The organism is Dyadobacter sp. HNCC25DJ185 (genome assembly GCF_056895195.1).
Window position 1 is genome coordinate 448,371 of record NZ_JBXHAR010000007.1, and the last position, 15,519, is coordinate 463,889.

Annotated in this window: 20 protein-coding genes; all 20 read right to left on the minus strand. The window is 48.9% G+C overall.

Annotation, left to right across the window (positions count from 1 at the left end; genetic code table 11):
• Window positions 1–20: 20 nt before the first annotated feature.
• Window positions 21–716: a F0F1 ATP synthase subunit A gene (locus tag AC1XUF_RS21795; protein ID WP_483343947.1), complete on the minus strand. Its 696-nt coding sequence runs from the start codon at window positions 714–716 to the stop codon at window positions 21–23.
• A complete protein-coding gene (locus AC1XUF_RS21800) occupies window positions 700–1,014 on the minus strand; it encodes an N-ATPase subunit AtpR (protein WP_483343948.1) in 315 nt (104 codons plus the stop codon). The genes AC1XUF_RS21795 and AC1XUF_RS21800 overlap by 17 nt, the downstream gene beginning before the upstream one ends.
• Window positions 1,007–1,333, minus strand: coding sequence for an AtpZ/AtpI family protein (locus AC1XUF_RS21805; protein ID WP_483343949.1), 327 nt, complete (start codon window positions 1,331–1,333; stop codon window positions 1,007–1,009). Before AC1XUF_RS21805 ends, AC1XUF_RS21800 begins: the two co-directional genes overlap by 8 nt.
• 1 nt (window position 1,334) lies before the next feature.
• On the minus strand, window positions 1,335–1,739 hold the full coding sequence (locus AC1XUF_RS21810) for a F0F1 ATP synthase subunit epsilon (RefSeq protein ID WP_483343950.1): 405 nt from the start codon (window positions 1,737–1,739) through the stop codon (window positions 1,335–1,337).
• A 15-nt stretch (window positions 1,740–1,754) separates the two neighbouring features.
• Window positions 1,755–3,191 carry a F0F1 ATP synthase subunit beta gene (gene atpD, locus AC1XUF_RS21815; RefSeq protein ID WP_483343951.1) on the minus strand — a complete coding sequence of 479 codons (1,437 nt, stop codon included), beginning with the start codon at window positions 3,189–3,191 and terminating at the stop codon, window positions 1,755–1,757.
• A 127-nt stretch (window positions 3,192–3,318) separates the two neighbouring features.
• A complete protein-coding gene (locus tag AC1XUF_RS21820) occupies window positions 3,319–4,830 on the minus strand; it encodes a hypothetical protein (RefSeq protein ID WP_483343952.1) in 1,512 nt (503 codons plus the stop codon).
• 8 nt (window positions 4,831–4,838) lie between these two features.
• Window positions 4,839–5,135 carry a hypothetical protein gene (locus tag AC1XUF_RS21825; protein WP_483343953.1) on the minus strand — a complete coding sequence of 99 codons (297 nt, stop codon included), beginning with the start codon at window positions 5,133–5,135 and terminating at the stop codon, window positions 4,839–4,841.
• 24 nt (window positions 5,136–5,159) lie between these two features.
• Window positions 5,160–5,636, minus strand: a complete 477-nt coding sequence (locus AC1XUF_RS21830; protein ID WP_483343954.1) for a hydrogenase maturation protease — start codon at window positions 5,634–5,636, stop codon at window positions 5,160–5,162.
• A complete protein-coding gene (locus AC1XUF_RS21835) occupies window positions 5,636–7,231 on the minus strand; it encodes a nickel-dependent hydrogenase large subunit (RefSeq protein ID WP_483343955.1) in 1,596 nt (531 codons plus the stop codon). The genes AC1XUF_RS21830 and AC1XUF_RS21835 overlap by 1 nt, the downstream gene beginning before the upstream one ends.
• Before the next feature lie 54 nt (window positions 7,232–7,285).
• On the minus strand, window positions 7,286–8,269 hold the full coding sequence (locus tag AC1XUF_RS21840; RefSeq protein ID WP_483343956.1) for an NADH-quinone oxidoreductase subunit B family protein: 984 nt from the start codon (window positions 8,267–8,269) through the stop codon (window positions 7,286–7,288).
• 383 nt (window positions 8,270–8,652) lie between these two features.
• Complete coding sequence (locus tag AC1XUF_RS21845) at window positions 8,653–9,270, minus strand: TetR/AcrR family transcriptional regulator (protein WP_483343957.1); 618 nt, start codon at window positions 9,268–9,270, stop codon at window positions 8,653–8,655.
• 4 nt (window positions 9,271–9,274) lie between these two features.
• The gene (locus tag AC1XUF_RS21850) at window positions 9,275–9,634 is read right to left on the minus strand and encodes a hypothetical protein (protein ID WP_483343958.1); all 360 of its coding nucleotides are present in this window, start codon (window positions 9,632–9,634) and stop codon (window positions 9,275–9,277) included.
• A gap of 111 nt (window positions 9,635–9,745) precedes the next feature.
• Window positions 9,746–10,408 (minus strand): TetR/AcrR family transcriptional regulator, encoded by a 663-nt coding sequence (locus tag AC1XUF_RS21855; protein ID WP_483343959.1) that lies wholly within the window; start codon window positions 10,406–10,408, stop codon window positions 9,746–9,748.
• Window positions 10,408–10,956 (minus strand): bifunctional nuclease family protein, encoded by a 549-nt coding sequence (locus AC1XUF_RS21860; RefSeq protein ID WP_483343960.1) that lies wholly within the window; start codon window positions 10,954–10,956, stop codon window positions 10,408–10,410. The genes AC1XUF_RS21855 and AC1XUF_RS21860 overlap by 1 nt, the downstream gene beginning before the upstream one ends.
• A 45-nt stretch (window positions 10,957–11,001) precedes the next feature.
• The gene (locus AC1XUF_RS21865) at window positions 11,002–11,229 is read right to left on the minus strand and encodes a hypothetical protein (protein WP_483343961.1); all 228 of its coding nucleotides are present in this window, start codon (window positions 11,227–11,229) and stop codon (window positions 11,002–11,004) included.
• An 11-nt stretch (window positions 11,230–11,240) separates the two neighbouring features.
• Window positions 11,241–11,870: an urease accessory protein gene (locus tag AC1XUF_RS21870; protein ID WP_483343962.1), complete on the minus strand. Its 630-nt coding sequence runs from the start codon at window positions 11,868–11,870 to the stop codon at window positions 11,241–11,243.
• Window positions 11,871–11,894: 24 nt separating this feature from the next.
• Window positions 11,895–13,001 carry an NHL repeat-containing protein gene (locus AC1XUF_RS21875; protein WP_483343963.1) on the minus strand — a complete coding sequence of 369 codons (1,107 nt, stop codon included), beginning with the start codon at window positions 12,999–13,001 and terminating at the stop codon, window positions 11,895–11,897.
• Between the two features lie 2 nt (window positions 13,002–13,003).
• A complete protein-coding gene (hypE, locus tag AC1XUF_RS21880) occupies window positions 13,004–14,059 on the minus strand; it encodes a hydrogenase expression/formation protein HypE (protein WP_483343964.1) in 1,056 nt (351 codons plus the stop codon).
• 47 nt (window positions 14,060–14,106) lie between these two features.
• Window positions 14,107–15,195 (minus strand): hydrogenase formation protein HypD, encoded by a 1,089-nt coding sequence (hypD, locus tag AC1XUF_RS21885; protein WP_483343965.1) that lies wholly within the window; start codon window positions 15,193–15,195, stop codon window positions 14,107–14,109.
• Between the two features lie 2 nt (window positions 15,196–15,197).
• Complete coding sequence (locus tag AC1XUF_RS21890) at window positions 15,198–15,476, minus strand: HypC/HybG/HupF family hydrogenase formation chaperone (protein WP_483343966.1); 279 nt, start codon at window positions 15,474–15,476, stop codon at window positions 15,198–15,200.
• Window positions 15,477–15,519: the final 43 nt, after the last annotated feature.

Here is a 15,519-nt window from a genome sequence, read left to right on the forward strand (position 1 = left end):
TTGGTTTGGTTAAGAGCTATTTATTGATCCTGTTTTTGTTGCTGTTCATCGGTCTCTTCCTGTACGGCTGCTGTGATGTAAACCGTTGCCAGGATAGTGAAGATATAAGCCTGGACCATTCCGGTAAGAAGGCCCAATGCGTTCATGATCACGGGGAATATCAGCGGGGTGATACTCAGAAGTATGCTGACAATCATTCCGCCGCTCATCATATTGCCGAACAGCCTTACTGCCAAGGCAAGCGTGCGGGTGATTTCACTGATCAGGTTGAATGGCAGCATGATCGCCGCAGGCTGCAGATAAGATTTCAGGTAAGCGTTTACGCCGCTTTTTCTGATACCGTAGTAGGGAACAGCCGCAAACACACAGATGGCAAGGGCCGCTGTTGTAGAAAGTGATCCGGTTGGTGGTTCATACCACGGAAAAATAATGCAGAGGTTGGCCGTGGCGATGTATAAAAAAAGCGTCCCGATAAACCCAATATATTTTTGTGGCTGGTCCAGGCCAATTTCTTTTATCTGCTGATTAATGCCTGTTACTATTATTTCAAGGACACATTGCCAACGCGGGATTCGGATGTCTGTTGTGAGTCGGCGTGTGATTAGCCAGGAACCAGTAACGAGGACTGCCATCAAAATCCAGGTTGTGACGAGCGTCAGGTTAACCTGAATAAAGCCATAAGTCCAGAATACGGTTTCGTCAGGGCTGAGCTTCATGAGAGGTCTGTTGTTTTACGGGTTTTTCTTTGTTTGATCCGGTGAGTTTCACGACAGCAAACCGGCCGGTCATAAAGCCTGTCATACAAATCAGGAATTTTTTCCAGTCACCCATTGCGATGTAGTAGAAACCCGACAGTACAATACTTGTCCGCAGCAAAGCGCTGAGTGCAAGCCATAATGCCGCATTTTTGGTGACAAATACTTTTTGGATGGAAAGCCAAAGTCCTCCGAAAAAGAAAATTCCAAGTAGGAACCCCGCAGCCAGTACCGGCACCCAATAGCTAAGCTCATTCATTTTTTTTCTCTTCGTGATCGTTCATTTCTTTATGTTCCTTGCTGATCCAATTCCAGGCAATCAGGCAGCCTAAGCATAAACCGGATGTTAAAAAAGTCAGTGTCCAGGAAAACGTTTCCGGATATTTTTTGTCGAGCCATATCCCCAGTGCAGCACCAAGCAGTGCCGGGACCGTCACAGACCATCCCACCATACCAAACATCCCGAGGCCCATCCACACACTTCTGTTTTTTTTGCCAAGAGCCCGGAGTTTTAGTATTTCTTTCTGGCCTATCTGCCTGCTAAACGGGCTTTCACCTTTTTGTTTTCCTGACTCCATGTTATTGCTTTCGAAATTTCTCCCAGCTGGACAGGAAACCGCTCTCGAGCTTGGCAACAACGGAGCGGATTTCACGTTCCTGCTTGTCCTGTTTTACAAACTCGTTTTCTACCATACTTCGGAGCTTGCCGAGGTCCGCACCACCAAAAGCATTACGCGCAGATATCAATACCAGAGCTCCCGCTTTGACCATCAGTCCTTCGTCAATCGCCACATAATGTACGCCATCGGTCCTGGTTTCATATGTCAAAATACTCGCCGTCAATGCGGTAGTGCAATCCAGTCGCTGCGGTAATATCCCAAAAGAACCCTGGCTATTTTCGCCTGTGATCCGCACAACTTCTTTGATTTCGGCGAATATCCTGAAAGGAAGATAAATGCGTAACTCCATGTGAGCAGGTCCCATTCTATTCGTGGTTTTTCAGGTGGTCATTACTGGCTGCAGTGTTTTGTTTCCAGGGTCGGCGGAGATATAAGCTTCCTCTATTGGTCCGATCATGTAGAATGCACTTTCCGGTAAATCCTTAAACTCGTCGGCCAGAATGCGTTCACAACCGTCCAGTGAATCGCTTAGGCTGACTGTCTTTCCAGGCATACCGCTAAATCTTTCCGTTGTAAAAAAAGGTTGGGTGAGGAAGCGTTCCAGACGCCTCGCCCGGTTCACGATGAGACGGTCATGGGCAGACAGCTGTTCGAGGCCTAGCATGGCAATGATATCTGCAAGTTCCTGGTACTGCGACAGCACCTGCCTTATTTGCTGAGCGAGATTGTAATGCCTTTCTCCAATAATGCCTGGAGTGGCCATATTGGAGCTGGACTGGAGCAGATCAATAGCAGGATAGAGCCCTTCTCCTGCTTTTTTTCTGGAAAGAGCAATGGATGCGGACAGATGTGAAAATGCGTGCACAGCAGCCGGGTCTGTCAGGTCGTCTGCTGGTACATAAATAGCCTGAATGGATGTGATAGCCCCACTTTCCGTATTGGCAATCCGTTCTTCAAATTTTGAAAGTTCCGTGGCCAGTGTCGGCTGATAACCCAGCCGGGAGGGCATCTGCCCCATGAGGCCCGAGATTTCCATACCAGCCTGTATAAAGCGGAAAACATTATCGATCAAAAGCAGTACATCGCGTTGCTGGTCATCCCGGAAATATTCGGCCATGGTCAAGGCGGCGTGGCCTACCCGGAAGCGTGCGCCCGCAGGTTCGTTCATCTGGCTGAACATCATCACCATATTGTCCAGCACACCCGCATTTCTCATTTCATGGTAAAGCTCGTGTCCTTCACGGCAGCGTTCCCCGATGCCGCAAAACATACTTACGCCTTTGTTGTGCCCGATCATATTGTGGATCATTTCGGTAAGCAGGACTGTTTTGCCCACACCGGCGCCCCCAAGTAATCCAGCCTTGCCGCCTCTTTCCATGGGAACCAGGACGTCGATGGCCTTGATACCTGTCTCGAAAATTTCAGAACTGACGGACCGTTTTGCGAGCGGGGGAGGGGATTGGTGCACGCTGCGTCTTTCTGTTTCAGGCAACGCTCCCAGGTTATCGATTGTGTTTCCAAAAACGTCGAACATGCGTCCGAGAATATCGTTGCCGACCGGCACGCTCAGTGGCCGGCCCGAAGTTTCTACGCTCATTCCCCTTGCCAGCCCCTGTGTGGGTGTCAGGGCGATGCAGCGGACCTGATTCGCGCTAAGCTGGGATGATACTTCGATCGCTATTTCTTTGTTCTCACCGGCGTAAAGCAGGGTGTTCGCAGCAGGCGTGTCTGTATGAAACCAAACATCCACGACGCTTCCTCGAATTGAGATTATTTTGCCTGGTCCGGCTGCTTTTTCAATGGATGCTGGGCTCATTGCAGTACGATGTATCGATCCAAAATTAGGAATTCGATACACGTTGGTCGTTGATCGGTATCAGGGGCAAATATGACCCCTGTCATTTCCGCAAGCTGCAGTGGCAGATCCGACCTGTTCTGATGGTTTAGAGTACCAGCCTGAGTTGCTCCAGCCGGGCGAGGTGCATGCTTGCCTTTTGCTGCATAAACTGATCCTGAACGAGATTTTCGATTTCCAGAGCGAGCCGGGTCATTTCCGTCAAAAGGCTCTGTTCGGCTTGTTCGTTGGGTTGAGAAACGTGCCAGGCAGCTTCCAGGAAATTCAAGATTGTAAGACCTCTTTCATTTGGATAGCGGGAGGCAGTCCGGATCTCGAGTGCGTCACGGTAGAGCGACAATGCCTTGGCATAATTGTCGGTTAACTTTGCATCGGGGTATTTTGTCAATGCGTTGGCAAAGTTGTTACAAACCTGCGCATATTCATAGGGGCTGTCATCCCTGTTGAAATAGCTTAAGGCTTCGTTAAAGCAACTGACCGATACGGCCGCCCAAATGCTTTTTTTCCTTACCTCGTCAGGGATTTGGGAGTAAATAACACCCAGGTGGTGCTGTATTTGGGCAAACGTATCCGGAGCCTGGGCTTTCGTAAATACCTTTAGTGCCAGCTGATAGGCTTCCATAGCCGGCCTTAAAAACTGAGGATTGCCATTTTGGGACCAGGTGTAAAGCAAGGTACCCTTTCTGTATTGTGCACTGGCAAGAAGTTCAGGCAGGTCCAATTCATTGAGCAGGTTGATCGCCTTTGTGATGTATCCCAGCGACTCCGCAAAGCTGTTGGTTATGTTGGCGATATGTGATGCGTCAATAAGCAGCAGCGCAGATTGTGCGGTGTTCTGTTTTTTTTCCTGGTACTGAAGGACCTCCCAGAGCGTTTCTTTGATTTTTTCTAGTAGGACTTCGTCATAGGGCACAACAAGTTGTTTCATCCAAACCGCGTATTGCACACTCATGAGCTCATACCGGGCATCCTCTGAGATCGCGCTGGAAATACAATTGTCAAGGAGTTGGCTGGCGGCGTTCAACTCTTCACGGTCGAGCAGGTAGGTCGCATAATGTTTAGCTGTAAAAGCCTTTAGTTCGTCGTGCGGGGCATTCAAAAAAGCATCCAGATAGTAGCGTGCTACCTGCTGGTACCAGTTGGGGGAGGTCAGGTTTCCATAGTGTATCAAAATGGCCTGATTGTGAAGGAAACGATACTGCTCAAACGCACTCTCAAAATACTCCGGCTCCTGACCGGGTGTTATCTGAATCCCGTTTTGAAGGCAATTGATTGTGTCGATCTCCTTTAGAAGCGCAGGGTTACCAGCACAATGATGATAGGCCACTTCATAATTATTCAGTCGCGCATATACCAGTGCCAGCAGGTTTTGCCCGCTGTATGGTATGGCAAGCGGAAGCAGATAGGGAGGGAATTCATTGTTCCAGTCAATCGGTAGTCGGATCCCTTCGTCGACGACGAGATACTGACTGGAATTGTCCCGTTGCATATCACTCAAATCATGGATGGCAACTATTTCATGAAGCCTGAACTGGCTATCGATCAGTGACCGAATTTCGGTGAAATTCTCGGCGGCAGTATATATGGTGCATGTACCCATGTTGTGATTTAAATCGCAATGGTTAGAATTCCGGTGGTCTTTATTTCAAAAGGCAACGGCCTGTCGGTATCGTCCAGGTCGTTGTCAATCAATATTTCCCGTATGTACAAGGTTTTGTCGCCTTGCATGTTTTTATCTTTTAGAACCACCCCGTTCGTCCGGTGCAGTTTTTGAAAAAAGGTTTTGGACCTGGCAGCCACCAGTAACTGGTTGCGCTCGGGATAGTAGACCATGTTCACGTGACCATCACTGTCCAACCACCTGTATACCAGTTCCGCCGGTAAGATGAGATGCCCGTTCTTCATGAATATAAAATCTCCCGAAACCATCTAATTCACTGAAAATACTGCATCCTTTATCAGCCCGACAACCTGATCACCGGCAGTTCTGACTTCCTCGGAAAGATGAATGTCCAAACGGGTATCATCCACAGAGATCAGGTAAACCGTGATATCTTCGGGGTAATTTTCCTGCATGATTTTTCGGGAGTAACTAAGAGCCTGATCCCACTTGATGCTATGGAGAAAAACCAGTGGATCGTCCTGCACGGCCGATTCAATCTCACTTGCCGGAACCCTGTAAAGCGTCCCGGCAGGCTCGCCTGTATTGATCACCGCGTCTACAATGATCATTTTTTCATGCCCATGCAGTTGAAACAGAATCTCGAATGCACCCGTCCCCATGTCAAACAGGGAGACACCCTCTTTTTCAAGCCCTGCCTCTTTCAGCTTTTCTATGACGTAGCACCCAATGGCATCGTCGCTCCTGACAGGGTTGCCAAAGCCCATGATGGCTGTTCTTTTCATCAGAGCTTGAATCTGGCCAGTTCTTTGCCCGACTTTTGGTCATGGGCATGGACTGTACATACCAAACAGGAATCAAAGGAGCGCGCAACCATCCCCACTTCGACCGGGTCGTTTACATCGTCTATTTCAGTGCCTTCCAATGCTGTTTCGATAGGGCCTGGGTTGCCTCCATCATCATTTGGGCCAATGTTCCAGGTAGTTGGCGCCATGACCTGATAATTTTTAATCACGCCATTTTCGATCTCAATCCAATGCGCCAATGCACCACGCGCAGCTTCGGTAGCGCCGAAGCCTTTGCCGTCACGCTCTACGGGTTTGATATAAAACTCGCCGTTGAGGTCAATTTCCGACAGCCATTTGTTAATATTTTCGTACAATCGTGCCGCTTCATGGACCCTCGCCAATGTTCTGGTAAAGACATTCGGCCCCATCTTATCATACACATCGCCAAACAGCGGATCGAAAATCTGGTGCGGCAGCAGGTTATCGGGGTTGGCATTCATTAAGACCCTGGCAAACGGACCTGCTTCTGCGGCCATATTGTTATATCTCGGTGCTTTCGCCCATGTGTATTTTCCGCTGAAATCCGTACTGGCCAGATTTTGGGATTCCATCGGTGTTGGCATGGGTTCGTCCCATGGGTGTGCGGCCGGAACCGTTTGAAACCAGGTGTGTTTCACGTGTTCCTTAATTTTTAAGTGATCAAACTCGGCGTACTTTTTCCCGTCAAAAAATCCGGAACGACTGATTAAAGCCTGATTGCGACTTTCAACAGTAGGGTGCTGATAGTGGTCTTTGCTAAGATAGGTGCCAAATGCAATGAATTTTCCAACGCCCTGCCCGAATTTATGAAGGCCAAATTCCAGGCTGGCACGAATAAAAAGGCCAAGATCCGAATTATGCTGGGACTCATTTTCATCCACCCATTCCATCAGATCGTCCCAGGTCTGGATCCGGAGGTATCTTTCCAGGGAGCAGCCCAGCCAAAGCGTTTCGAGCCAGTCTTTGCGGAATTGATTCATAATAGCGTGTGCACGTGTGATGTCTTTCAGGGTGGGGGCGCACATCACGCCTCCAGGGACCATGTAGGAAGAGTGCGGCCACTGTCCGCCAAATAGGGCGTACACTTCAACAGGCCTGCCCGATGCGACCACCCCTTTTTGGAAAGACGTTCCCACATAAGCGGCAAAACGGCGGACCACTTCGGGATAAAGCGGTTTATTGGCAAACTTTTTGTTGGCGAGGTCGGTCGCAAAAATAGCGTAAAACCACCTGGGGATAGATTGAATGGTTTCGGTTGCCTGTCCTATTGCCCTGAGCAGAAGCGCGTTTGGGGGCAGAGTTGTTTTCCACGCGGTGTCCAGGGCAGAGGAAGCGCAGTACAGGTGGGAACCGCCACAGATCCCACAAATACGTGGGGTTACGATCAGGCCCGCCTGAGGATCTTTTCCCTGCATGATTTTTTCGAAACCCCGGAACATGGATGCCTGGGCATGCGCGCGCGTCACAACACCGCCTTCCATGTATACTTTCACATCCAGGTCGCCTTCCACACGGCCTACCGGCGATATATTAAGTTCTTTTTGAATTCCCATTTTGTAATTTTCAATAACTGTTTCGATGATAGATTCAGGATATATGGCCGCTGGTTATTTTGAGCTTTGATGGCTGACTGGTTCGTTTCCCAATGCATTTTCGACCACACTGATCGTTTTCTCGAATCCGGCACGCATATAGTAGCCAAGTCTGGAGTTGCCTTCGGGTACCTCTTTGGGAAGAAAACCGAGGTAGTGCATGGTTTTGAAAATACTTCCCTTAACCAGTTGATGATGGGGGAAACCAGGTTCCGTACAACCCAGGCAGGGGTGGTTGGCACGTGTTTTAGACGACTGACGGTTCCATAGTATACGGTTACAACTGGACCGTGTCATAGGCCCCCTGCATCCTACTTCGTAAAAAAGGCAACCATTGCCCCGTTTCCCAAAACCGCCGTCAATTTTATTGGCAAAATTCACCACATTGGTGCAGCCAGTTTGAGTGAAATCCGTGAAAAATGTTTTGGGACGATGGTATTCGTCGATCAAAACATCGCCGATGCGGCCCGTGGAGATGGCCACCAGAATCTGCGTTATCCAGTCGGGATGGGCCGGGCAGCCTGGGATGTTGATAACCGGCAAGCCGCCCTTCGATATATAGTTTGCTCCAAGAAATCCTCCCTTGTCTTTCCTCAAAAACTGCATTCCGGTCGATTCAGAGGGATTTGGCTCCACTGCCGGAATACCTCCCCAGGTCGCACAATCACCAATCGCGACAACATATGAAACCACCCCTGAAAGTTCCTTCACCCAGTCTTTCATCGGTCGGTCGCAGAAGAAGTTCATCGTTCCGGTACCGTGCGGCCCTTTGATAATGCTGCCTTCATAAACCAGGATGTCGCATTGGACACGGCCCTGTATAATGTCGTTAAGGAGATGGGTGACCTGGTTACCTATTTCAAGCCCGAGGGAGGGGTGCCAGAGGATGTTTATCCCAAAGTCGGTTACCAGATCAATCACAGTAGGTTCTTCTGCATTCAGAAAGGACATCGTGTTACCACTGCAGGCCCCGCCCTGAAGCCACAATACATTTGCCATCGATTATCAAGTTACATGGTGAATTATAGTACTTATTTCATATTTTCTATGACAAACGAAATTTAGAAATTATTTTCTAAAAATAGAAATTTCTTTCTAAATTATCAGAGTTTTAAATTTGAGGTTGACTTGTTTCGATGCCTTTTGGCGTTATCAGCTGATTCCGATCAATGAATGCTCATCAGGAAAAACCATTGGCGACCAAAATGTGACGTGGCTGCTAGCGGTAATTATCTGCTTAAAGATAAGCAGGCGGGAAAAGGGCGAAGATGACCAAAATCACCTGATAATATGATTTTGATCTGTTTTTTTTGAATAAAAGCCAGTAGGGGGTAAACTTCGTTATCAGATAGGAGAGCGATACGAAATAACAGGATACGACTTTAATGTAAGACCGGCACAATCAATGCCTTGAATTCTTCAAGTCCATCTGGTCCGAAATAGGGCTTTAATAAGTTCCAGATATTTTTCTTGTAGTTGATCTCATTAAAGTCCTGGCCGGTCATATTGCTTTTAGGAATAAAAAATACCAGGGACATCCATATTTGCTCCGCAAGCAGCTCATACTGACCGGATTCTTTCTCGGGTAGCAGCTCATTTTTTTTTACCATGAATTGAATGCGACTGTGCAGCTGCAAAAGCATTTTAGCGGTGCAATCCTGCCATTGCAGGTAGTGGGGCGCCGTGCTATTGTTGGCCTTGAAAAACTCGCTGAGATAAAAACGATTCTTGCTGAAAAAGGTGTAATAGACGCTGATCTGAATATCAAAATCAGCCAGATCCGGGCGTTTCAGATAAAGCCGGAAAATTTCATTGAATTCTTCGAAAACCCGTTCGTAAACCGCTTCTATCAGTAATTCCTTGCTCTTGAAATGATAGGCAAGATTTCCCACACTGATTTCCGACTCGTCGGCAATTTGCTGAAGACGCACGCTGTCTATGCCGTTTTCGTTAAACAGGCGGACTGATGCGTTCAGGATTTTTGTCTTCGTGCTATACATGGTCTTAGTTTTTGCATATCTGTAAAGACTGGATGTTTACAGAAAGCGTGCCGCGCTGGTCTTTGGCCGCGACGCGACGCATCAGATTACCTTGCTGTGCAGCCCGTTTCGGACATGGAAGCAAGGTGATATGGCGCTTGATAAACCTCAGAGGGTTATGGATGGATGCAAAAATAAGATCTACGGCCCAGGCTCCGCGGCAACGGTGTACATCGTCGATCACGGCGGTGTCAGCCAGCCAGAGCGCATCGAAGTACAAGCGAAAATCTGACTGATCACCACGTCTTTCAACAAAATACTGCTGATTCAGCCCCTGTAACAGGGCGTCATAAGCTTTGGAGTCCATCGTGAACCTCGATTTCATTGGTCTTCGGATTAATTGAGAAACGACGGACCAGCACCCTGGTCTGCTATCACTTGTTGAAATTACCAAAATGAAGTGAAATTGGAAAATTTTTTCTAATCCGGGGCCGCACTATCCGAGACCTGCATAGGGGTAGGCATGCATTTGTTTGAACTCGCTTTTTCCCTCTTGCGAAAAATGGGGAGCGATCATGCCCCAGAGTGTCGAGCTGAATTCCTCCGGTCCCAATCCTGATATTTTCTCTCCCTGAAGCATTTTGTACTCAAGCCAGGAATCGGTCAGTTGGATGAACCTGCCGGAAAAATTTTCGATGCTGTCGGGATGTTCGAAGCAAAGGAACGCGCCCCTGGCAATATTGAACTGGATATAAATCTGCAACTGAATGGATTGCCAATGAATGTGTTCCCGGTGTTTTTTTCTGATAGAAGCGTGAGCCCGCAGGATTTCCAGGGTGTCTGTAAAGAAAAAGCTGTAACGCTTTTGCATTAGAAATGTATTTTTAATGTAGGTGTCCAGGTTGATAAAAAGCGGCGTCGTTCTCAGTTCTGTCAGCAGGTTTCTCTGGCTGGCCACGATCTCCTTGTAGAGTACCTCCACCATATCGTCTTTGGTTTTGAAATGATAGGCAAGGTTCCCGACGCTCAATCCCGCTTCATCGGCAATATGTTGTAAACGCACATTAACGAATCCGAAATGGTTAAATAAAAACAAAGCGGCTGCACTTATTTTCTCCTTGGTAGTCAGTGCCTCCTGGATAGGTTTCTTCTTTGGCATTATCGATTTCTGCGTTTTGAAATAACCTCTCTGATCCTTACGGCACTTTCGTAGTCTTCCTTCGCCAGAATGGAAACGAGTAATTGTTCAAGCTCCTCCAGGGAGAATTCAGCATAAGAGCCTTTTTTATCCCTGAATTGGTCTTCTGAAACGAAAAAGGCCTGTTCAACCACCTCATTGGAAGCGAAAATGGGGCATCCCAGCCGTACAGCGAGTGCAACTGCATCGGAAGGACGGGCGTCGATTTCCAGCGTTTCGTTTTCCTGTCTTAGGAATAGGGAGGCATAAAACACGTCCTTTTCGAAGCGGGTGATAACCACCCGCTTCAACTCGGCTCTCAGCAGAATAAGTGTGGATGCAAAGAGATCGTGTGTCTGCGGGCGTGAAACCTCCATTTTTTCCATGGCAGTTGCAATAGACTGCGCTTCGGCGCGACCGATGATCAGGGGGATACGTAGCTTGCTGGCATTGTCTTCGAGTATCAGTACGAAGTTCCCGACACTGGAAATACTCTCGGAAAGTGCTACAACGCTGAGTTCATGGTCCATGATGAGGAGCAGACAGTTGGGATCAAAAGAACAATCCTGAAATTTTTACTCTAAGTCTGGCCGTGTGGCCTGTTTAATAAATGTGCAGAGTCTGCCTATGTCGTCAAAAGGCGATATGATCAGGCCTTCGTGGGACAATTTGTACAATCCCCTTCGCTCCACCTCCAGGATGAAGCCATCTTCCAGACCAAAAAAATTGCCATTACGCTCAACCACGGCGATCTCCATTTGTTGTAATGCATATGCGACAAAGTCGCCTTCATCGTATTTCATGACTGTTCGGTTTACACGATCAAATTCTCGTATACCAGTTTTCCGCCCAGAATAACGCAAAGCACGGAGGAAAGAATGGTCAGCATGATCCTGAGCGTTTTATTTTTCAAGAATTTTTCTGAAAACGGAATGCTGCAGATGCCTGCCGCAACCATCATGCCGGCTATGGAGCCCATTCCGAAGATCAGCAGATAAACCATGCTGGCTAGTGAATTTTTGATCGTGGTCAGGACGGAAAGTATGACCGTTCCGCTTCCCGCCAATCCATGCAGCAGGCCAACACTGTATGCAAGCTTGTGCGCATGCACGTGCCCGTTGCGGTGTGCTTCCGCATGAGCGCGTTCGGTTTTTCTAAGGCCGGATAGTCTTCTCAGGCCAAGAAAAACCAACATCATGCCAACACCGCCTTCCAAATATCTGAAGTTTGTTAAGTTCAGACTGTACGTGCCGACGATGTAAATGCAGCCCACCAGCAAAATGGTTGAGGTGTGGCCCAGCCCCCAGAAAATACCGTCTTTGATGGCCAGAAACGTACTGTTCCGTCGGGTTACGATTGAGCTTACCGCCACCAGGTGATCGGCTTCAAAGGCGTGGGTAAAACCAACCAGGCTTGCCAGCAATAGAGGAAGGATTTCCATCATAATCGGGTTGACGACTTGAAAGTTCTATTTGAAATGATATAAGATAATCCGGTGATTCCCCGTGTCTGCAACGACCATGGAGTTGCCTGAAATGCAGATGGAGAAGGGCCAGTACAGCTGCTGGTCTGTTCCATTTCTTGTATTGGCATTTTCGCTGGGGATATCGAATGTTCCTTGACCAACCAGGTTGTCGGCCTTCGGGCCGCTGTTTTCAGGAACTTTATCAAAAACCAGAAGCCGGCTATTGCCGGTGTCCGCTACGATGATTCCGTTTCTGAAGAAAAAACTGTCGTAGGTCCAGCTCATGGTATCGCGTGCAGGCAGCAACCTGTATTGGTTTTGCCCGCTGGACTCGGAATCTGGCTGTCCTATGATCACATCCGCCTTTTGTGTGAAAGCGCTTTGCCAGTCGTTCCAGATCAGGTTGCGGTAGTACTGGGTGTCGGCAATGGACAGGACACCGGCCTGCGATACCCGGACAGAATAGGGCCACAAAGCGTCACTGCTCTCATAATCGCGTTCATCGAAACGATTTTTCCCGATCACACCGTCAGCAGCAGCAAAATTCGCTGTCGGGATTTCTTTGAAATACAATACGCGTCGGTTGCCCGTATCCGCGATCCAAAGTTTTACGCCATCGGAGAAAACGCCATATGGCCAGTTGAGAGATTGTTCTGAAGGATGATGTCCGATGCCTTTGATGTTTGGCAGGTTATGTTCAAAATCCGGTTGACCGATGACCACATCTGCCGGTTGGCCGGAAGCGACCGGAAACGTGTTCCATATCAATACCCGGTGATTCCAGGCATCTGCAACCACAAGCATAACCCCGTCCGACCAGATCCCGGATGGGTATTGCAGCGTTGAAGCATTTACTCCGCCCCCGGCATTCCTGCCTGCGTCAGCAGTTTGTACCTGGCCAAGGACCAGGTCCGGCTCGCTGCAAAGGTCTTCGGGGAAATGGTGCCAGACAAAGACCCGGTTCTGCCCGGTATCCGAAACAATCAGTTTACTGCCGGTAATCCACACGCCCCGGGGGGCCAGAAACGGATTTCCCGGTGCCCCTTTGAAAATCCGGGCTTGATCAATGAGCGCTGGCAAGCCTTCGGCTGTTTGGTCGTAGGTAGTCATTTTTAGCAAATTCTTGGCAATTGTTCCCCCACCAGCATATTGACGACCCTTCTGCCCCCGATAGGGCTGCTGATGACTACCTGGCCTGGATGGGATTCTGTTACTTCTCCTATTAAGGCTGCATGGAAACCGGTTTCCAGTGTTTGCAGTTTTGCCAGAAACGATTCGGCAATTTCTGCTGCTACAATGGCAATGAATACGCCCTCATTGGCAACATAGAGCGGATCGAGCCCCAGCAGCTCGCATGCGGCCAGAACCTGTTCGAGTACCGGGACCTGTTGTTGAACCAGGTCGATGCCGAGCGAGATGTCTCTTGCAATTTCATTGAGCACGGTTGCCACACCGCCACGGGTAGGATCACGGAGCAGGTGGACCTGCTCTCCGAATTCGTCCAGCAGGCTCATCACATCATGGGCCACATTGGCTGTATCACTGACGACATCTGTTTCAAAATCCAGTCCAGCGCGCACCGACATAATCGCGATACCGTGTGTTGCGATATTGCCCGAGATGATCACCTTGTCGCCCGGCCTGATGTTTTTTGGAGAAATAGCAGCCGCGGGATGAACTTGTCCGATGCCAGATGTATTGATAAATATTTTGTCGCCTTTGCCCTTTTCAACCACTTTGGTGTCACCGGTCACGATCTGTACAGCAGCTTTTTCGGAGGCATTTTTGATAGAAACGAGAATGTTCCAGAATTCGGCCATCGTTAACCCTTCCTCGATAATAAAACTGAGGGACAGGTATTTAGGTCTGGCGCCGCACATGGCCAGGTCGTTGACTGTACCGTTGACTGCCAGATCGCCGATGTTGCCACCCGGAAAAAAAACAGGCGTAACCACATAACTGTCCGTGGAAAACGCCAGTTTTCCTGTCGCGTTAAAGACGGCCCCGTCATGTTTTTCGTCCAGAAAGGGATTTTTAAACAGGTTGAATACACCCGATTCCAATAATTTATTGGTCAAAATCCCACCCGAACCATGCCCAAGCGTGATCATATCAAAGTCCAGTTTCGGCATTGGACAAGTAAGCTGCGCAAAAGAGCGTGTGGACATGATAGATTAGATTTATGATGAAACTTGGCACCTTGTTCGATTGCCGGTTAACTCACGTTTGCAAAATGGTAGTAGGCGGCGCAGGCGCCCTCAGAGGAGACCATCGGGGCACCTAAGGGATGTTCGGGCGTGCATCTTGTACCGAACTGATTACATTGACCAGGCTTTTTTATCCCTTTCAGGATCTGTCCGGCAATGCAGTCGGGGCATTCTGGGGCTCTGGCAATGTCGATCGTAAACCTTTTGGAGGCATCAAAAAGTGATAGCTCTTCTTTGACTTCCCAGCCGCTTAGTGGAATGATACCCAGTCCGCGCCATTCGCGGTCGGCTACTTCAAAAACCTGTTCTATGATTTTCAGGGCCTCCGGATTGCCTTCCGCTTTCACCACCCTTGCATATTGATTTTCGAGGTTGGCTTTACCGGCTTCCAGCTGCCGCACCGTCATCAAAATTCCCTGCAAAAGGTCCACAGGTTCAAACCCGGTTACGACAATCGGCACGTCGAATTGATCGACCAGGTCGTAGTATTGTCCCAGGCCCATGATCGTACAGACATGCCCTGCCGCCAAAAACGCCTGAATATGGGTGACTTCGTCGCCCATGATCGCTTCCATAGCGGGCGGTACCAGCACATGGGAAGCCAGGATGGAATAGTTTTGTAACCCCAGCAATTTCGCATGAATCACTGACAGCGCATTAGCGGGCGCCGTAGTTTCGAAACCGACAGCAAAAAATACGACCTCCCGGTCGGGGTTGTCGTGTGCCAGCTTAACGGCCTCCAGAGGCGAATACATGATCCTGACGTCCGCACCGGCGGCTTTGGCTTCGAGCAGACTGCGTGCCGAACCGGGAACACGGATCATATCGCCAAAAGAGCAAAGGATGACGCCTTTTTTTTCAGCCAGAAAAACGGCTTTGTCAATTAGCTGAAGTGGCGTAACACAAACCGGGCATCCGGGCCCGTGTACCATCCGGATTTCCTCAGGCAGCAGGTTCAGTATCCCGTTTTTTACCAGGCTGTGCGTTTGCCCGCCGCACACTTCCATGATTGTCCAGGGCCTGGTCACCGTTTTTCGCAGCTCGTCCAGGTACAGGTCCACCATTTCCGGGTTCCGGTATTCGGTAAGGAATTTCATCGCTATAACGGGTTAGGGCGGTCAAGCTGGCTGGTTTCGATCAGTTCGTCCAGTTCGCCGATTTCTTTGAGGTATGAGAACGTTTTTTCGGCTTCCAGCTCATCCACGATACTGATAGCCACGCCGACATGCACCAGTACGTAATCACCCACTTTGGCGAGAGGCACCATATCGAGGCTAGCCTCTTTGGTAATTCCGCCAAACACTACTTTTGCCATTTTAATCAGCCCCTCGTGCTGGTATTCAATGGATTTTATTTTACCGGGAACCGCTAGACACATCGCTGGCTGATTTGATTGTGATGGAAATTTTTCCGAAAACGTA